This is a genomic window from Taibaiella soli (assembly GCF_003236175.1).
Classification (GTDB): Bacteria; Bacteroidota; Bacteroidia; order Chitinophagales; family Chitinophagaceae; genus QKTW01.
The window spans coordinates 308,628-327,087 of record NZ_QKTW01000017.1; the positions used below are offsets into that span (position 1 = coordinate 308,628).

The 18,460-nt window shown below is 42.2% G+C and carries 17 protein-coding genes and 1 tRNA gene; 8 read left to right on the forward strand and 10 right to left on the reverse strand.

What is annotated here, in order from left to right:
* Positions 1–92 precede the first annotated feature (92 nt).
* Both DN068_RS12780 and era read right to left on the reverse strand, forming a co-directional pair.
* Positions 93–989, reverse strand: a complete 897-nt coding sequence (locus DN068_RS12780) for a 1-aminocyclopropane-1-carboxylate deaminase/D-cysteine desulfhydrase (protein ID WP_165836387.1) — start codon at positions 987–989, stop codon at positions 93–95.
* A complete protein-coding gene (gene era, locus DN068_RS12785) occupies positions 976–1,860 on the reverse strand; it encodes a GTPase Era (RefSeq protein WP_110999321.1) in 885 nt (294 codons plus the stop codon). Before era ends, DN068_RS12780 begins: the two co-directional genes overlap by 14 nt.
* Before the next feature lie 103 nt (positions 1,861–1,963).
* Here era and DN068_RS12790 point away from each other — a divergent pair.
* A tRNA-Met gene (locus tag DN068_RS12790) sits at positions 1,964–2,035 on the forward strand.
* 73 nt (positions 2,036–2,108) lie between these two features.
* Here the strand turns inward: DN068_RS12790 and DN068_RS12795 are convergent.
* From DN068_RS12795 to DN068_RS12830, 8 genes are all read right to left on the reverse strand, one after another.
* Positions 2,109–2,726, reverse strand: coding sequence for an isochorismatase family protein (locus DN068_RS12795; RefSeq protein ID WP_110999322.1), 618 nt, complete (start codon positions 2,724–2,726; stop codon positions 2,109–2,111).
* Between the two features lie 507 nt (positions 2,727–3,233).
* The gene (locus DN068_RS12800; RefSeq protein WP_110999323.1) at positions 3,234–3,662 is read right to left on the reverse strand and encodes a hypothetical protein; all 429 of its coding nucleotides are present in this window, start codon (positions 3,660–3,662) and stop codon (positions 3,234–3,236) included.
* A gap of 166 nt (positions 3,663–3,828) precedes the next feature.
* On the reverse strand, positions 3,829–4,128 hold the full coding sequence (locus DN068_RS12805; protein WP_110999324.1) for a hypothetical protein: 300 nt from the start codon (positions 4,126–4,128) through the stop codon (positions 3,829–3,831).
* Positions 4,129–4,133: 5 nt separating this feature from the next.
* On the reverse strand, positions 4,134–4,757 hold the full coding sequence (locus tag DN068_RS12810; RefSeq protein ID WP_110999325.1) for a hypothetical protein: 624 nt from the start codon (positions 4,755–4,757) through the stop codon (positions 4,134–4,136).
* A gap of 3 nt (positions 4,758–4,760) precedes the next feature.
* Positions 4,761–8,099, reverse strand: a complete 3,339-nt coding sequence (locus tag DN068_RS12815) for a phage baseplate assembly protein V (RefSeq protein ID WP_110999326.1) — start codon at positions 8,097–8,099, stop codon at positions 4,761–4,763.
* Between the two features lie 41 nt (positions 8,100–8,140).
* A complete protein-coding gene (gene tssD, locus DN068_RS12820; RefSeq protein ID WP_110999327.1) occupies positions 8,141–8,530 on the reverse strand; it encodes a type VI secretion system tube protein TssD in 390 nt (129 codons plus the stop codon).
* A gap of 154 nt (positions 8,531–8,684) precedes the next feature.
* Positions 8,685–9,083, reverse strand: coding sequence for a type VI secretion system tube protein TssD (tssD, locus tag DN068_RS12825; protein ID WP_110999328.1), 399 nt, complete (start codon positions 9,081–9,083; stop codon positions 8,685–8,687).
* Between the two features lie 195 nt (positions 9,084–9,278).
* Positions 9,279–10,022 (reverse strand): response regulator transcription factor, encoded by a 744-nt coding sequence (locus tag DN068_RS12830; RefSeq protein ID WP_165836388.1) that lies wholly within the window; start codon positions 10,020–10,022, stop codon positions 9,279–9,281.
* Between the two features lie 197 nt (positions 10,023–10,219).
* On the opposite strand from DN068_RS12830, the gene tssO (DN068_RS12835) reads away from it, so the two are divergent.
* The 7 genes from tssO (DN068_RS12835) to DN068_RS12865 all read left to right on the forward strand — a co-directional run bounded on the left by tssO (DN068_RS12835) (position 10,220) and on the right by DN068_RS12865 (position 18,457).
* The gene (gene tssO / locus DN068_RS12835) at positions 10,220–10,729 is read left to right on the forward strand and encodes a type VI secretion system TssO (protein ID WP_110999330.1); all 510 of its coding nucleotides are present in this window, start codon (positions 10,220–10,222) and stop codon (positions 10,727–10,729) included.
* A gap of 39 nt (positions 10,730–10,768) precedes the next feature.
* Positions 10,769–11,290: a type VI secretion system TssO gene (tssO, locus tag DN068_RS12840; RefSeq protein WP_110999331.1), complete on the forward strand. Its 522-nt coding sequence runs from the start codon at positions 10,769–10,771 to the stop codon at positions 11,288–11,290.
* Positions 11,291–11,303: 13 nt separating this feature from the next.
* A complete protein-coding gene (locus DN068_RS12845) occupies positions 11,304–12,209 on the forward strand; it encodes a PKD domain-containing protein (RefSeq protein ID WP_110999332.1) in 906 nt (301 codons plus the stop codon).
* Positions 12,210–12,231: 22 nt separating this feature from the next.
* A complete protein-coding gene (tssR, locus tag DN068_RS12850; RefSeq protein WP_123985338.1) occupies positions 12,232–14,628 on the forward strand; it encodes a type VI secretion system protein TssR domain-containing protein in 2,397 nt (798 codons plus the stop codon).
* Positions 14,629–14,661: 33 nt separating this feature from the next.
* Positions 14,662–17,157, forward strand: coding sequence for an ATP-dependent Clp protease ATP-binding subunit (locus DN068_RS12855; protein ID WP_110999334.1), 2,496 nt, complete (start codon positions 14,662–14,664; stop codon positions 17,155–17,157).
* Positions 17,158–17,164: 7 nt separating this feature from the next.
* Positions 17,165–18,007 (forward strand): lytic transglycosylase domain-containing protein, encoded by an 843-nt coding sequence (locus tag DN068_RS12860; protein WP_165836389.1) that lies wholly within the window; start codon positions 17,165–17,167, stop codon positions 18,005–18,007.
* Between the two features lie 87 nt (positions 18,008–18,094).
* A complete protein-coding gene (locus DN068_RS12865; protein ID WP_207798924.1) occupies positions 18,095–18,457 on the forward strand; it encodes a GPW/gp25 family protein in 363 nt (120 codons plus the stop codon).
* The last annotated feature ends 3 nt before the right edge of the window (positions 18,458–18,460 follow it).

The window sequence follows — 18,460 nt, forward strand, 5'->3', positions numbered from 1 at the left end:
GCGCGAGGCGTTTCCCGTCAAGATGCATAAAAGATAAAAATTACCATCTACACAAACACATTCCCCACATTCATTACATTCCAACACATTTATTACCGCATTGTCACATTTCCTTGAACCCCGCCTGTATGAATACAAAGGATTTTCGCATCGCGATCAAATTCGCCGCGGGCAATCATTTCCTGCAAACCGAACATCATTTTTCCTGTATAAACACGATCGAGCTGAATGTCTGTTTCTGAAAAAAATGAATCCATGAAAGATTGCAATGCCGGTGTAATTTTCCCGAAGCCACCGAAATGCCATTCATCCGTAATGTGGAAAGTATCGTGCTTTTCTTCTGATAAAAACGGTTTGATTTCCTCTTCAAGATAATGACCGCCTTTCATCGGCGCAAAGCCAATTACATGCTGATGCACTGGTAATATACTCCGGATTCCGGCAAGCGTGGTGCCTGTTCCAGCAGACAAACAAATATTAGTGTATTCATCACTGATCATTTCAGCAATTAATGCACTACCCTTCCTTCCAGCTTCGTTGGCGCCGCCTTCGGGAATAATAAAAGGTTGATTGAATTGCTTAGACACTGCCGATAAATAGTCGCTATCATTTTTCAGCTTGTATTCTTCTCTGGTCACGCCGTGTAATTGCATGCCATAAGCGATACAGTCTTTTAAAGTCACCGTCGACTGCGGCTCCATGCCGCGAACAATACCGATAGCACGGAATCCATATTTTTTTGCGGCAGCAGCGGCAGCAACGAGGTGATTAGAAAACGGTCCGCCGAAGGTTAGAATCGTAGTAAAGCCTTGCTCTTTTGCGGCTTGCAAATTATAAATCAGTTTATACCATTTATTACCGGAAATAACGGGATCAAAAAGATCAAGCCGTAGCATATCGACTCGTATGACACTGGCTCCAGTCCAGCTTTTCAGCGATTGAACCGGCAAGTTTTTTGCGGCTAACGTGGCTTCACTAATTATATCCATATTCACGGAGATAATTCTCATTGTCGCGCCATTTCGGACGCACCTTAATGAAGAGCTCGAGATGTACTTTGGCTTCGAGGAATTCTTCTATTTTTTTGCGCGCATTAATGCCCAGCTGTTTAATCATACTTCCACCCTTCCCGATCATGATCACTTTCTGTGTTTCGCGACTGACGATGATCTCGGCTTTGATCACATTCAGCGTTGGCTTTTCTTCAAACGACTGAATGATTACGGCACTATGATAAGGAATTTCCTCGTGGTATAAATTATAGATCTGCTCGCGGATCAGCTCACTGACAAAGAAACGAACCGATCTGTCGGAGATACTATCTTCCGGATAATATGGTGGCGCTTCCGGCATATGCTTCAATACCGCCGGAATGATTTTTTCAATATTCTTTTTCTTCGACGCAGAAACCGGCATCACTTCCCATTTCGGAAATTTCTCCTGAAACAGTTTTATCCGTGCTTCGATCTCTTTCTTATCCTTAACCGTATCAATTTTATTGAGCAACAGTATGGTCGGGACTTTCAGGCGCAACATCTCTGCAATGGCTTCCATCTCTTCGATCGGCTGCGCAATATCGTGCACCAGAAGGGCTACGTCCGCATCTTCCAATGCACTTTTCACATGCAGCATCATTTTGTTGTGCAGTTTGTATTTCGGCTCCACAATACCCGGCGTATCCGAGAAAATCAGCTGATATTCCGGTTCCGTAAGGATACCCAGAATACGGTGACGTGTGGTTTGCACCTTGGGCGAAGTGATCACTAATTGTTCGCCCAGTAAGGCATTGAGCAATGTAGATTTACCCGCATTAGGTGCACCGAATATATTAACGAAGCCAGATTTATGAACTGCTGCCATGTGCGCAAAAGTACTATCTGTAATGGGATTTAAAGAATTACCCGAAATAATATGTGATAAAGGCTTGGATTTTAAAAAGTTTGCTCTACTTTTGCATCCACATCGCGAGATAGAGCAGCGGTAGCTCGTCGGGCTCATAACCCGAAGGTCACTGGTTCGATCCCAGTTCTCGCTACAGATTAAAGGCCGGATTCCATCCGGCCTTTTTCTTTTATCCAGCCAAAAGCAACTTCCGATTTTTAAAGAACCTACATATTCAGGAAAGCGCCATCATGCTTTAAGGCATTCACCATAATACCTGCAGTTTCTTTTCTCGCCCAATCACGCTGCAACTCACAGGCCAATTGGGCAATGCTGATCATTTTAGCGCCCGCCTGCTCTATGCGCCGTAAAGCCATTTCATGTGCCACTACAGAAGTACCGCCAACCGCATCTGCAAGCACGTAAACATCGTATCCTTCCCGCAGTGCATCGATTGACGGAAACGTAAGGCATGCTTCTGTCCACAATGCTGCAATAATCAGTTTCTTTCTGCCGGTGGCCTTTATGGCATCGTTATATTCTTTGTCTTCCCAGGCATTGATGCTCGTTCTGTCATAAACAGGCAGATCTTTTAAAACATTGGCCAACCTTGGAATCGTAGGCTGATTAATGCCAGTCGCCACGTTGACAGTAGAAAGCACGATCGGAATCTTAAAGCCGGAAACGAGTTCCGCTGCCACGACAATCTTATCAATTAACTCCGCACGATTCATCGAGTTGATGGAATTTACCTGTACCGGCTGATAATCAATTATGGTCATTGCCGCATTGGCCGGCGTCAGCAAATGATCTGTCTTTGGATCGCGAATTGGAGCACTGCTCATAACGGTTATGTTTGAAGTGGATGTGTAAGCAAACTGCTTTTTCTGCAATGAAAAAACATCTTACTGTTCTACAAGTAAGTTAAGGCAAACTGGCGATAAAGGAATCCGAAACCAATTATTAATGTCTTACTCCGGATACTCGGGCTCAGGTTACCCCGTAAGTTGAAAACGTCTTGCATTTGAGGTGCAACATCCTACCTCTAAGGTGCAACATCGTGCCTTTTAGCTAGGATTTCCTGCCTCTTAGGTTCAACGTCCTGGCTTTGAGGCAGGATATCCTACCTCTAAGGTGCAACATCCTGCCTTTTAGCTAGGATTTCCTGGCTCAGAGGTTCAACGTCCTGGCTTTGAGGTAGGATATCCTGCCTCTAAAGTGCAACATCCTGCCTTTTAGCTAGGATTTCCTGGCTCAGAGGTTCAACGCCCTGGCTTTGAGGTAGGATTTTCGCACGCACAAAAAAAGCCCCTTCAAATGAAGAAGCTTTTACTGTTATCATCAGTCAAAAATTAAAACTCTGGTGTCTCCGTCAAAAATTCACTTACATAGTTATTAAAATCGGCACTGTCCTTTACCGGATAATGAAATAGCATGATACTGTTTTTAGGTTTGTCTTTTTCATAAATGACCATGTATTGATCACCGATATTCACACCTGATTCCGGCACATTGTAAGTTCCGTCGTTATAGCTCCTTGTGTAGGTTGATGAACCCAGGTAAAATTTATAGCTGACTCCAGAAGGGTAACTCCCTCTGCTGGAACTTCCCGGATTATTCGCCTTGTTGTATTTTGTTACGATACCGATTGCGTATGCCGGGTCATTCAGAATCTCTTTTCTCTTTTCCTTTTTGCAGGCAGAAAAACTAAACAGCAGTGCTGAAATGATGAGATACGCGCCATATCTCGCAACAGGGTATAATTTTCGACTTTGGAACATTTATCAGTCGTTTTAGCTGACGAATAAATGTAATGCTCACTATCTGAATCAACTGTTAAAGTCGGCCGAAATGCTTATCTCTTTCCATTGTGCATTTTATGTCCTGATCGATAAAAATACTTTCAGGCAACCGTCTAATATAAAGTTCATATTCTCTGATAATTGATCATCCTTTCTGAAACGACGACTTGAAATGGATATGCACATAATCAAACTCATCCCGCTTGAGCACGATGAGTTTAGGGTAGCGCTTGACTTCTTTATGCGAACTAAACAATCCATCCGACACCGTTTCGATATATTCTGCGCTGCTGTCAATGCTGTCATTGCCCAACCCAGTTCTGCAAGCCCAACAATAGATTAATGCATCTTTTGTAAAAGCTTCGGGGTTTATACGACTCAGCTGGCTTGTGGCAGTTCCTTCGTCACAGAGAAGTACGGCCTGTTCGGTTATTTTTTGTGGCATAGAATCTATTTTTCGAATTCCTCCAAATCCTCTTTTATTACCGTTCCGTTATAACCGTCAATTGTAATTGTACGTAATGCAAACTCGTCGTTTCGTTTAATCTTATAACTGATCCACCATACGGCCCTCATACCAGCCTCCCATGTGCGGCTAATTGAAGTATGCTGATCCTCTACATCTATGTTATTTTCCTTCAAAAAGGCCCGAATCTCTTCCCAACCAAATTTGAACCATAAGTCGTAGTTAATTTCTTTTGTAGTGCGTCCTGCAGCATCATTAAATTTCCAAATTCCTTTATAAAAATTTCCGCGGAGAAAACTTAGACCTGTTTTCTTTAAACTTCCGCCAGGATAAAATTCTTTGTAAAGGAAAAATAAACTGTCTGGATAAGTAATCTGCTCAACATAACCAGTTTCATAATTTCCAAATTGGAGAACATGGTTCCGCCCTTCATAAAATTCGTAGACTTCGTTTTTTTTGTGTTTATCGAATGTCTCGATGTCGAATACCTCAAACATGACCGACTGTTGATTTAGTAATTTATTTTTTTTCCCACCTTTTATCTGCTGTCCTGTACATGAGATTAACTCAGCAAAACAAAGAATGCCGACGATAATAATTTTTTTCATTTTCTATTCCTTATCGAGTGTACCATGTAAAATCTCCCACTGATATTTGTGACTTGCAACAACAGGTATCCCTACCATGTCTGAATAGTCCATAATATTGTTTGTATGATTTTGTTCGAAGGTGAATCGGCTATCATTATCGAAAGTATGTAGTAGGCCCATCGCGTGCAACAATTCGTGAGCCGTTGTGGAATCATTAAACCCTTTAGCATAGACGACAACTTCCCGGACTTTGTTATTTAAACTTCCGATATCGCGCGAATGACCATATAATCCCCCAGACTGCTCGTTTATGAAAAATACCTTGTAATAATCCTCATAATTTGTGTGCGAGTTCACCGGGTACTTCTTAATAAAAGCATTTAAAAGATAATTGTGAATTGAAATTGTCGGAGAAATTTGTTTTGTCCCAAGGGGTCTCATTACGCCAAGTGCCGTATACTGTTGCTTAAATGTGGCATCATTAGAAATATCCAATGAAAGAGTCACAATATTGGGCGTTACATAAGCTTGATTGAGATATTTTTCCAACTCGGTTTCACGCCCCGATGGCTGTCCAATCCTCATTATATTACCTAATTGCGTTTTTACCTGAACAAAAACAATATTTGCTTTGTATCTGTGAGGTTTGTCGTTCGCTAATATTGTTAACTTTCCGGCTAATCGCGTAGAACCGTCCTCCGTTATTGCTATTACCTCAACATTCTTACTTTTTGAAAATTCCTTTTTGCATTCAATTGTGAGCCCGTCAGGAATAAAACGTTTACCCTTTGTTTTTTTAGTAATTGTGGACACACTAAAATGTAAATCTCTTTCGTCATCCAGTTTTTTTCCATCACATATAAATTTCAATTCCGACGGCTCTTCGATGATATTTAACTTGAGAGAAAGCACGGCTTTGCCCCCCTTTAATAATGTCATTACGGGTACATCATATCCATAATATTGGTTATTTGCCTGCTTTAGAAATAAGATGTCCAACATTTCGAAACCTCTACAAAGCATCTGATACGCCCTGCTATCAGAAACCAACTTTATCGGAGGATTTAAATCTCTTTTAGTTCCGATATCATACACCTGCTGCAACACCTGTAGCTTGTTTTTATATCTACCTACAATTGGTTCATATTTTATATCACCAAGTTGCATAGTGTCTCCAATTCTTACCCAATCAAAACCATACTCTCCTTGGTAAGAACTTCCTACTCTAAATTTAACCGTACATTTAGCATCAAGAATTTTTCTCGTTGTTTCGTATTTATCAGCTTCGTTGCTATGCTTATTACCATTAGCACCACGTATTTCAACTGTCCCTTTACTGTTCGCAGTTAAAGCTTCGTCACTATGCAGCAGCATTTTATTTTGACCAGCTGCAGTTACCTCTTTTGCTTCAATTTTAATTTCTCCGTCCAATGAATTGATCAACGCCTTACCGGCCTGCGTATGGAAATACTCCGCAATCAGCTGTTGCATCACTGGTGTTTCAATCAGCATCTGCTGCATGATATTTAGTAATGCCTTATTGCCCACATTAAAGGTCATATTGTTACCCACATTCACATCCAGATTCGCTCCGGCAGTCATTGTAATGTTCTTCGGCGCAGTCAAATTGATATTTCCCTTCCCATCCAGATAGAAACTGTTACCACTTGGGTCCTTGACGGTAATGCTGCCCTGTCCGTCGGCATCATCAAACTGTACGGTGCAGCCGCTGCGGGTAATAATGCTTTTGATATGGTTCCCCATCATACCACCTATCCCATTTTGTCCATGAAACATGCCACCTAATACAAACGGTTTATCCGGATTGCCATTTTCAAAGCCTACCATCACCTGGTCGCCCACTTCAGGCACAAATACATGTCCCCTGTTTTTATTGACGGCATCACTGCTGCCTGCATCTGGAGTCATTACGCGGATGAAATCCGTCGGTTCATCCTGCCATGGGAACTGCACTTTTACACGACCGTTTGCTTTCCCATATTTATCATCGGTATTAGCAACCACTGTAGCTAGTTGCGGCTCCGCAACCGGCACGGTGAACTGATGAAATGGAAGATTCTCTGTCTTCTGGGGAATGCCCACAAACTCGCAGTCATAACTGCCGTCGTAACTCAATGTCTGCCTTAGTTCAGTAATGATCAGCGTGGCATAGTGTGTCTTTTTATTGGTACTTACGTCGCGGATTTCTAATATCACATTGCAACCAGGAAATAAATATGGATTGGTGCTGCGCCCTTTTATGTTGAACAGTTCTGTCGCCTTAGCGGTTGCATAACTTTTCTGCGAAGCGGTAACATCCATATCACCCACAGCACGGATCGGCGCTACTTGCCGTGTCGGCGTTTTAAACATTTGTTCACTGGCGGTGAGCGCCTTCTCGCCAAAGTAATCGACACCGGTTATATCAAACGTGTGATGGCGCAGTGCTTCGTTAAACGAACTATTATAACCATAGTGTTCTGTCTTGGTATGACGGGCGTTCATACTGGCTTCCATGTCGTATACATCGCGGCCTAATACCAGTTTTACATCTGGTTTAAAGAATGGTTTACCAAAGTAAAGATCTTCGCCATCGTACCAAAACCAGTCGCCATAACCCGCGGCCAGCCTTGCCAGATAATTGTAGTGTGTTTCATTGTACTGACAAGAATAGGGCAAATGGTTTCTAAACCGTGACTTTACATTTTTTGTATCCAAGCCGGCCTGATTTAAAATTTCGGTAGCTATGGATTGCACGGTCTTGTTGGTAAAACTTTGTGTATGCGGGGCCGCATCCAAAAGTAATGTAGGGCTGCCGCCGGAGATGACGATTTCACCAAAGCCATAGGTACAGCGGCGATAACTGACATTGGTTACGATACCTTCAAACCATCGTTTCTGATCAGGCCAGACATGATAATAAAAACCGATGCTGATTTTTTCGCCCATCAGTTTGCTGGCGTTCGCCAGCCATTGATCATCTACTACCGGACTGCCATCTTTTGAAAGCAACGCATCATGTGCTATGACAAGCTCAAAGGTATGATGCGCAGCTATGCTTTGTAAAAGTTGGAAAGACTCAAAAGACTTAATAGTGAAGCTTCCCACAAAGATATCGGCGCAGGTATACGCTGCTATACTATCGTGGTCATCCCAATTGATCTTTGTCTTTTTAGGACCGGAGTGAGCTGCTTCCTCGGGAGCAGAATCTGCCGAAGGCTTATTAATCTCAAATCCCGGTATTACAGGCTGTGTATCTCTGGTGATATAGCGATCTACATCTTCAATTTCCTGATTCCGCTGTTCAGCCGCATCATGCATCGTTATCGCAGACCGGCTTTTATCTGAAGGATTTGCCATAACTTCTGATCTTTAGTGTGATAAATAGAAGAACAACATTATTACTGATTAAAATCAACGCCATCAAAACTGAGCAACTGAGCGTTTAATGTGAAACAGCTTGTCAAAGAACCCGAATTATGGTTCTCACCTGTGTAGCTATTTCCAAATTGAATGCAGTAAGCATCTCCAAACTCCAGTACCTGATGGCTTCCGGCCATCACATTTACTTCATAAAATCTAATTGACCCTTCTTTTTTATCCGTCGGATTCATGATCCATTGAATCATTTCCTTCGGCGCAGGATTCTGAAGAGTTATGTTTATAGTTCCGCCGCGAACCTTCGTTTTAGGGACGCCGTCAATACGGGTATTTTGCAGATAGTTAAAAGAACAATGTCTAATTGGATAAACTGTTCCGTCAATAACCAATTCAGATTTAAATGAACTCATAAATAGTGATATTGTATTTTCGAGATAATTTGTAATTAAAAAAGGCCGACATTATCATGCGTCAGCAGATCTTCCTATAAACTTTAAAACTCCCTCCTGCACGCCATTTTACATACAGGAAGGAGTAACTAAACATTATAAAAGACCAAACTACTTAAGCCGTAGGCCACTTGCCATCATACTCAGAGTTACCATACTTAATGGTTTCTGCGTTGACGATAAAGCTTACGCGCATGCTGTATTCATTAACAGCATCAAAATTTACTTCATGCCTGGTAACATATCCTTCTTCCCAGCTCAATTCAATAAGTTTGCCTTCCTCGTTGCTCTTATTGAAAATAATGCTGCCTTTGCAAGGTTTGAATTTCGCGTTCAGCATGCTTTCAAGGATGTCACTGCTTTCTGTAGCTTCAATCGTTACTTTAACAGTAGCATCCGACGGATCTGATGCTACGCGGCCAGACGGATCTGCTTTGCGCGCTACATTATAATTTACCTCCAGCACTTTGTGGTCTTTGCCACCGTTGAATTTTAAAAGAGCGTTGTACGCCATAATTTTGAATTTTTTTAAGATTAAATAATCCTACAAAATTGGCCTGATGAGGTCCCAAAAAACTGCGCGAAATACTATATGGCTTCTAATTTATTTTCCCGCCTAAAGATTAGGCGCATCCGGCTTTTTCTAGTCATAGCCAACCAAGGTCATTTCCGCAGAAACATCTGATGTTTATCTGTTTTTTTTAAAACGCTAATCAATATTACCCCAATCCATATCGTCTATCACCGGATTAAATATGCTATCGCGACAACACCTTTTGTTTTTTCCTGCTTCGCAATAAAGCTTACAAACGCCATGCTCATATGCGTAAGATGCAAGACCGGTACGGCCGTTCAATCCGAGTCCCCTTATCATCCTGTCTATGTAAGTATCAATAGTGCGTTTGGATTTGCCCAACAGTTCTGCTATTTCGCAATTCGTATGCCCACTCGAAACAAGAGCGATCACGCGCAGATCAGTATTAGTAAATGGATATTCTTTTTTTGATTTGAATTCGGCAGGCAAACTGTAGGCATTAGACTTTGTCTTCCATTGCTCTACATACCGGTCATACGTAATTGGTTCACGTCTTTCTCCGTGCATCAGAAAATCGCAAATAACCTCTGCGCGACGCTCACAGTACAAAACGTTTCCAAGCTTGGAAAGCATTAGCGCAATATCCTCCTGGTAGGTAAAAGAACAGGCGATGATAAATACGCTTTCATTCTGTTTCCGTATCATTTGTATTGCTTCAATACCGCTTAAAAACGGAAGAAACAAATGCACGACAACATAGTCTGTTGGTCGCCTTCCGAACAGCGAAATTAGCTTCTCGCCGTCATTTGCGCAGAACGATACCTCATACCCGCTCTGCTCTGCCATAAAACGGCCAAGACGCTCTGCCGAAGCTACATGCTCATCAGCAATACCAATTGATATGGGTCTATTTTTCACATTCATCATCTTTCAGTTTGAATATTTAGAGGGAACGGCGTTTCGGTCCGACGCACCTTCCTCAAAAATATTTTTTCGAAAAAATATTTTGAGCACATCGTATTTCGCGCAGTTTTTAGCCTCGTCGAATAAATAGGTTTGCATTTTAATAACGTATGCAAAATGCGTGCCGATTTTTTGTTAAAGAATGGTGAAGAATGAAACCTAAGAATTACAAAATCATAAAAAGACAAGCCTTTATTTTCTGGGCATGGTTCGGAATCCTCCTATTGTGCGCCTTCGCACCTGTTTATCTTTTTGTAAAAAGTCACCAGATACAGCAAGAATATATAGCTCGTGACGTTGACGATTATAAACAAATCCTTAACAAACAGATATTGTTACACGAGAAAGTGGATTCATTATATAAGTTGACAGACTTATTGAATAAAGATGCTGTTACGAATGAACAACTGCTGGAAATTTTAATCTCCAGCAAAAGAAATGAAACAATCAGCATAATAGGCGCCGACAGTGGGTCTTTCCCTCAATATTCATTTCTCTTAAGTCATATCGATAGTATCATAACGCTTAAAGACACGATTCGCGAGATGACCTACCGGAAAAGTGTAGCATTTAAAGATTTTAACGATTGTAAATCCAATACAAAAAAAGTGCAGCTCGACATTTCCGATGACCCCTCCCGGCACTTCTCCGCAAGTCATTAAAAATACATTTTCTATTTAACCGAAATAAAATCCAACACGATGCCCAGTACTTCGGTCGTTGAAAAAGAACATCAATATTACTTCTATTACCTACTACTGTTAGTAACGGCAGGCCTACTATTGCTTGCGTTTATTTTCCTGCGGGGAATGGAGTCACCCTTCAGTAATAATCTGGCTTTCGAAATGCGACTTCTGGAGGACCGGCAGCAAATGGATATCCTTCAGAAAGAAACCACCCAATATATTCCAAATCTATTTGAAAAAATCAATACCCTGCCAATCGGTCAGTTGAAAGGATCTACTAAATCAGATCTTAAAATTGACATCGCTAGCATTTCAAGCATTGCAGGAAAGCACGATTTAAATGACAGTCGCAAAGACAGCTACCGACAAGTCGCAGACTTCTTTGAGATGTATCTATTGGATAAAGAAATCGCTTTTGCAAGACTTCAGGACATAAATCTCTTCACAAACCTATGTAACGATTGCAATATTGGTTTTAAAGAAAAACAGCGGCAGCTGGCCCAGAAAAAAATCGCTATCAGCGCCAGAAGTAATTAATTCCCTCTAGCACATGGATCTCATACAAAGAACTAAAAAACAGATAATCGGGCTTACCATTCTGCTAATCTTATTTGCGGGTCTTCTATTTGTATGGCTGGAGAAACGTGTCATACACTCTAACGCGGATTTACAGGTGGTTGTATACCCACAGGATCTGACAATCGGTGACACCTTACATTTTGCAGATCATACCAGCTTCGCGAAACAGCACAGATGGGAATTTGGAGACGGGGGTCTCTCCTTTCTGGAGAGTGACAACTACTGCTATACAAAACCTGGCTATTATCAGTTGCGACTCATAGTAAACAATGACTATTTCCGAACCATCAACATACATGTAAAAGACCGCCCCAAAATAAATGCCCTTGCAGATTCCATAGCAACTATTTCGGCACAGACAGTCGCGATGCAGGATGAAACTATTGAATTTCGTTGCAATGCGCTGGATGCAACTTCGTTTCGATGGAAATTTGGCGAAACAGGTCAGGTTGACTCTAAGGAAAAAGTAGCTTTCTATAGCTATAAAACGCCAGGGGATTATACCGTGTCACTTCAGGTAAATACAAATCAAGGTCCTGTTGAGCATCACATCAGAATCTTGCCCTCCTTTAAAATTGGCAGCGATTCTATATCATTTGATGACCCTTACCAAAAAAAAGATAACGATTTCAAACAGCATTTGCAGCAGATAGCCAATGGCAACAGTTTTAATCTGCATTACAATTACCTGCTGGAAACATATCTGTGTAAAAATGAAAAAGCATCTGTAAAAATAAACGGAAGCATCGTGAGTGAATTTTATAGCTATTGCGCAAGACTACGGTTTGATAAGAATACTACAATACAATCGGTAAAATGTGGTTTCGACGACAGCCTCCGATGTGTTACAAGAGTAGACGTACAGCAAGGCAAATAGCCTGAAAAATTGATTGAACGACATGAAAAAAACTTTGTTTCACATACTAGCCGGATGGTTGATAGTATTAATGCTATCAGGCTGTGCACTATTGCAGCGAAAAATTATCGTGGTACTGAAAACGCCGCATAGCGAGAATTACGTGGTAGATGGAGATACACTCATCGAAGGGTATGCACTCAACCGAAACTACTGGATTGCCTATTCAGACAGAAACCCCAATGCTACCCGCACCAGCCGCGAAAATGAGATGCCTTTAAAAAAATTATCTTTTATGGAACCTGTTTGTGTTGTGCAGGAAAAAGGCGACTACGTAAAGATTCTCAAATACAATGCAGATGTGGACCTTGCCGAAACAAAAGGCAACGTCTCCCGGAAAACAGCCAGGAACTATGGCTGGATAAAAAAAGAACACCTGCTACTTTGGCCGGCTTCCCTGCAAAATAGCGCCACCCGTTACACCGTAAAAGCAGTAACTCATTTTGGGGGAAACGCTATTTTAAATCAACCTCAGCGTTTTATTACCAACGATTCATTACTGTTATTCACTACGCCTTCTTTGCAAACGCCGTCAGACAAAAAAATAAGCGCGGGCAAAATTGTATACCTATATAAGCAATCACAGGATGGGAAAAGTGTGCTTATTGGTTCTGAGTCACTCGTAACGCCCGAAAACGCAAACCAAATAATGTTGGGATGGATCAGCAAAGATGCTGTCGCAATCTGGGGCGCGCGGACCGCATTTAACTTATACGCCAATGCCCCCGATTCTATTGGCCTGTACCGAACGGAACAGGAACTGAATGTAACGGATGTTTTCAAGCCGTTGCTGAACAGCAATGGCCTTAGAGCACGTAGCACTTTTGAAAACATTTTTCCGGTACGCAATAAAAATTGCTATAACAGCAAAACGTTGCAGACCGGATATCTCGAAAATATTATGGACTATACCCACAACAGTGTGTACAATGTTTTGGGGCAAAGCATCGACTACCAGAAATATCAGAAAATTGTCAGCGACGGAGATCAAATCAACATCGTTTTCGTGTTCGACATATCGGACAACAACAAGAAATACTTCCCACTCATTAAATCTGTAATCCAAGATCTGCAGGTGTATTTTGACACAACCAATCAACTGAGAAATTGCAGATTCGGTGCGGTAACCTACCGGCACAATACACATGACGGAGACACGGTCGCTAGTGTCCTGCCGCTTTCCCGAAATTTGCAACAAGTAGAAAAATACATCGATAAGAAATTCGCCAAAAATCTCTATGCCGACGAATCTATCTATCAGCCTTTGTTTGCGGGTTTAAATGAGGCCTGCAACATGTTACAACCGGTAAAAGATCAGACCAATATTATCGCCGTAATAGGAACCACGGGCAACGACGATGCCGCTACGACATACAGCATGGAACAGGTAATCAAAAAGATCATCTATGTACAAGCGCGGATGCTGTTCTTTCAAACCATCAACAAAACCGCAGACGCTTACAATGACTTTATGCTGGATGCAGAAAAAATCATTTTTAACTCTGCAACAAGTATTGCGGAATTAAAAAAGCAAAAACTCGTCGACATCAACGATGTTATTACGACACCTTCCTACAATATAAGTAATGGCGATTCTGGCATTTACAGTCTGGATTATCCACGCCAAAGCATGACGCAAGGCTTTGCCGTCTTCCCCAAAAAGGGAACTGTGATGCAAGCCGGCGTTTTCCGGAAATGTTTTGACAGCCTGGCTAAACAAGTAACGAGTGACAACCGGAATGTCAGTCAAAAACTAACAGAATATTTCCGAACGATTGGTATTAAAAGCACGTCATTCCGACCTGAATTTGCTGGATACACAGAGAAAGTAAACCTGAATCCAGACATGGCAAAATCATTTACTACCAGCGGCAACAGCTTTTTTATACCTGCCTATGTCAAAGCCGAACCAGGAAGTTTAGACATGCAAAATGTTTCATTTGGACTGTTTCTTAATGAAGCAGAATACGATAAACAGATGGAGCTGTTCTACCACATTTATGCGAAAACAGCTTCCGGAGAAAAATTCAGGAAGAAAAAAGCCTGTCGCAGGTATACGCGATTTATAAAACATTATCTGGCCACTAATAAAATTCATACTGATGAGAAAGTAAAATGGATGACACTGGGTAATGTACTGTATTCCTATACCGGTTTTATTTCACCAAATCTGCTTTACAATAAAGTAACACTTTATAACCTCAAAAGTCTGAGCAAAGAAAAAACACTAAACATCTTCAACAGTTACAAATACGCTGCAGACGCAATGCAAGAAAAAAAGAACACGGCCCGCGTCAGAATAAATAATAACGGACATAGCTACTACTGGATTTCAGAAGATATGATGCCCGGAACAGTGCAGATGACAAAAGCTGAATAACGATTCCAAATAACTATCCTGAAAAACTGATACATGAGCGTACCATTTGCAAACGACGCAGTCAAAAACATACTACACATAGCGGCAGCCATCGCGCGGGAAAACTATAACCCGGATTATGGCGCACCACATTTGCTTCGTGCATTAATGCATCCCGACACAGGCATGCAGGATTTTTTGCGCACGCTGGATAAAGACCCTGCCTATTTCATGGATTGGGCCGAAGTGCGTATCGAAGAATACCGGAAAACAAACACACTTCCGGAGGTCGCTGAACAAAATGAGGAAATAGAACGGTTGCTGGACGAAGCGGATGAGGTACGCCTAAAACTAGGGCTGGGTGAAATATCCGCTTTATGCCTGCTTACTGCACTGGTAAAACCGCATGTGGTATTTACCTCCCTACAATTAAAATCTTTGCCGCTCCGCGAAAGCGAAATCCTGTCATTATTCGAAAGCAAAGAACAGAATAAAATTCAGAATGTATCTGAATTGATGACCGGGGCAAATCAACAGCACCGGCCAGACGGTGCGTTGCGTAAATATTGCATTGACAAAACAATCCTGGCCGCAAAAGGGAATATTGATCCGATTATCGGTCGCGAGCGGGAAACACGAATGCTCATAGAAATACTGGGTCGCAGGAATAAACCAAATGTGATTATTACCGGCGAGCCCGGAGTCGGCAAAACAGCATTAGCAGATGGCCTTGCCTTTGAGATCAATGCAAACAATGTACCGTTGCATTTGCAAAAAGCGATACTGCTTGAGCTGGACCTGGGTGCACTGATGGCAGGTGCATCTTATAAAGGAGAAATAGAAGATCGGCTCAAGAAAGTAATTACGGAATTAAAAACGCTGGATAAGGCAATTTTGTTTATTGACGAAATACACCAGCTACTGGACAGTAAAGGATCTCTTGGTACCGGCACCGCTAATCTGCTGAAGCCAGAATTAGCCAGAGGTGCTATTACCGTTATCGGCGCTACGACACAAGAAGAATACCGAAAAATAATAGAACCGGATCAGGCATTCAGCCGCCGTTTTGAAGTCTTACCGATTCTTGAGCCAACTGAAGAAATCTGTTGCAAAATGGTAGCGTTCCTGGCGCCTAAATATGAAGCGCATCACAAGATAGCAGTAGCGCCGGACGCCGTTGCAGAATGCGTGCGTCTCTCTAAAAGATATCTCAAGGAAAAACGATTGCCAGATGCCGCACTTGATCTGCTGGACAGAACTATGGCAGCCATCCGTATGCTGGAGGAAACCTCGCTGAGCGAACTGCAACTCTGGAAAGAGAAATTTGACGCGCTAAAGACTGACCATCACACGGACAGTACAACTGCAATAAAAGAATACCGCTGGTGCTACCAACTACTGCAAAATATGGTAAGCCCGATTTTATGGGGCAGTCTTGAAGAACAACCAGACATCAGCCGCATCGAAAATATTGCAGCGCTGCAGGCGATATTAGAACAAACCTATACAGTGCTTACCAGATTCAGCAAAATTAAAAGCGATACTGTTGGCAAACTGGAATTAGCGGCGGTAATGGCTGCAAAAACAGGCATCCCACTGGGAAAAATACAGGCGCAGGAGAAGGAAAAACTGCTAAATATGGAAAGCCTGCTGATGAAACGCGTAATAGGTCAGGATCATGCGCTAAAGGTACTTAGTGACGCAATCATCGAGAGCCGCAGTGGCATCAATAAACCGGGACAACCAATAGGTTCATTCTTTTTGCTTGGCCCCACAGGTACCGGTAAAACCGAACTGGCGAAATCGATAGCTGAATTGCTCTTCAACGACGAAAAAGCAATGATCCGTTTTGATATGTCCGAATTTAAAGAAGAACATTCAGCAGCGTTGCTATACGGCGCGCCTCCGGGATATGTCGGTTATGAAGAAGGTGGAATGCTGGTCAATAAAATCCGGCAGCAGCCCTACTCTGTTGTGCTCTTCGACGAAATAGAAAAAGCGCATCCTTCAGTATTCGATGTTTTTCTTCAAATAATGGACGAAGGGAAAATAATGGATAAGCTGGGTAAAGAAGGCGATTTCAGCAATGCACTCATTCTGTTTACTTCCAATGTGGGCAGTCAACATGTGATTGAAAAGTTTGAACAACAAAAAATTCCAACCTCGCGGGAATTAATGAGCATTATGGCACAGAACTTCAGACCGGAATTCCTGGCACGTATTACCGAGATCTTACCATTTGCGCCAATTAGCGATGAAATGGCTGTTCGCATTTTTGACAAGCAGTTAAAAACGCTGATTCGTCCACTACAGCAAATGGGAATCAATTTTACCATAAGTATTGACGCAAAAAAACAGCTGGCGCTCAGCGGCTTCTCCACGCAATATGGCGCCCGGCAGATAGACGGCGTGATCCGCAGCCAGCTTAGTCGTCCCGTATCCAAAATGATCGTACGGGAGCAAGTAAAAAATGGTGACACCATACAAGTATCACTTAATGCAGACGGCCTTCTGGATTGGTTAGTGACATCAAATGTTGAAACTAAATAACGCTCAGATGCTTCCTTTGCGGTCTCTTTTCGTCACACTATTCATTGTATTCACCACTTATGCAAGCTGGTGTATGAATGGCATTGACACCACCGACAACAAAATAGCTTATTACCGGACTTCTGTAAACCGGAACAAAAATGTAGTCCAGTTTATTGACAAAGCCCTACAGGCATATGGACTTCCAAAAGCGTTGCACAATCTGGCATTGATAGAATCTGATTTTAACCGCAGCATCATATCAACCGCAAATGCAGTCGGCACCTGGCAAATAACGCCAGTAGTCGCATCTGATTATGGACTACGTATTGACAGTACACACGATGAACGCTACGATTTATATAAAAGCACTCAGGTTGCCTGCCGCAATCTTGCAGACCTCTACGGCATGTATAAAAACTGGATACTTGTTGTAGCAGCCTACAACTGTGGTGCCGGCAGGGTGAACAAAGCAATTGCCAAAGCCGGCAGTAGTAATTACGCCGACTTCTTCCGCTTTTTGCCAAACGAGACAATCATGCATGTCTACAAATTCCAGTTGGCTTGTTATGCAAACAACGACCGCTACGAGATCAGAGTAAGCAAACCAGAATCAACGCCAGGAGCGGACGAATTACCACAGACACGGCCAGGCATCAGTCAGATAAACATCAGCGCGGGATATAAACTTCTGATAATCGCTGACAAACTTCAGTTACCGCTGGAAGAACTACAACGATTGAATCCAGATTTCGAAAAAAAGATCAATGAAACGGGCAGCACTTTATTGTATTTGCCCACAGACAAAATGCCAGACTTTGTACTCATGCAAACCGAAGTGCTGAGCGAAAGTCTGGAAACCGAACAGTGAAAAAACACTAACATGAATTCGAATTATAAGTTACCCTTCAATCCCACAAGTCTGTTTTGCGAGGATGGAAAAATTGCGACTTGTCGCATGGAAGAAAGTATCGCGCAAAATATCATGTTGCTGATTACCACCCGTCCCGGAGAAAACCGGTTTGATCCGGATTATGGGAATGCCGTTTGGGACACTGAATTTGAAAATGCTACTTCAGAAAAAGACTGGGAGCGGATATTCTGCGCAAGCATGGCAACAGCAATTGAACGATACGAAACACGAATATGTAAGCCGGAAATTACTGTGCGCGTGAACCATGTGGAACAAACATATGACAACAAAAAATTCGTAGAAATAAAAAAGAAAGCCGTTATCCGGATAAAAGCCTTACTGAAGGAAAACTTTGAGACATTCCATTTTGCAACGGAAATATTTCTGAGTCCGCTTTCCGTAGACTAAAAA

What these genes read in the sequence shown, in the direction of transcription:
- DN068_RS12780 (WP_165836387.1), bottom strand. Translation starts at nt 989, where the DNA reads ATGGATATAATTAGTGAAGCCACGTTAGCCGCAAAAAACTTGCCGGTT.
- era (WP_110999321.1), bottom strand. Translation starts at nt 1,860, where the DNA reads ATGGCAGCAGTTCATAAATCTGGCTTCGTTAATATATTCGGTGCACCT.
- DN068_RS12795 (WP_110999322.1), bottom strand. Translation starts at nt 2,726, where the DNA reads ATGAGCAGTGCTCCAATTCGCGATCCAAAGACAGATCATTTGCTGACG.
- DN068_RS12800 (WP_110999323.1), bottom strand. Translation starts at nt 3,662, where the DNA reads ATGTTCCAAAGTCGAAAATTATACCCTGTTGCGAGATATGGCGCGTAT.
- DN068_RS12805 (WP_110999324.1), bottom strand. Translation starts at nt 4,128, where the DNA reads ATGCCACAAAAAATAACCGAACAGGCCGTACTTCTCTGTGACGAAGGA.
- DN068_RS12810 (WP_110999325.1), bottom strand. Translation starts at nt 4,757, where the DNA reads ATGAAAAAAATTATTATCGTCGGCATTCTTTGTTTTGCTGAGTTAATC.
- DN068_RS12815 (WP_110999326.1), bottom strand. Translation starts at nt 8,099, where the DNA reads ATGGCAAATCCTTCAGATAAAAGCCGGTCTGCGATAACGATGCATGAT.
- tssD (WP_110999327.1), bottom strand. Translation starts at nt 8,530, where the DNA reads ATGAGTTCATTTAAATCTGAATTGGTTATTGACGGAACAGTTTATCCA.
- tssD (WP_110999328.1), bottom strand. Translation starts at nt 9,083, where the DNA reads ATGGCGTACAACGCTCTTTTAAAATTCAACGGTGGCAAAGACCACAAA.
- tssO (WP_110999330.1), top strand. Translation starts at nt 10,220, where the DNA reads ATGAAACCTAAGAATTACAAAATCATAAAAAGACAAGCCTTTATTTTC.
- tssO (WP_110999331.1), top strand. Translation starts at nt 10,769, where the DNA reads ATGCCCAGTACTTCGGTCGTTGAAAAAGAACATCAATATTACTTCTAT.
- DN068_RS12845 (WP_110999332.1), top strand. Translation starts at nt 11,304, where the DNA reads ATGGATCTCATACAAAGAACTAAAAAACAGATAATCGGGCTTACCATT.
- tssR (WP_123985338.1), top strand. Translation starts at nt 12,232, where the DNA reads ATGAAAAAAACTTTGTTTCACATACTAGCCGGATGGTTGATAGTATTA.
- DN068_RS12855 (WP_110999334.1), top strand. Translation starts at nt 14,662, where the DNA reads ATGAGCGTACCATTTGCAAACGACGCAGTCAAAAACATACTACACATA.
- DN068_RS12860 (WP_165836389.1), top strand. Translation starts at nt 17,165, where the DNA reads ATGCTTCCTTTGCGGTCTCTTTTCGTCACACTATTCATTGTATTCACC.
- DN068_RS12865 (WP_207798924.1), top strand. Translation starts at nt 18,095, where the DNA reads ATGGAAGAAAGTATCGCGCAAAATATCATGTTGCTGATTACCACCCGT.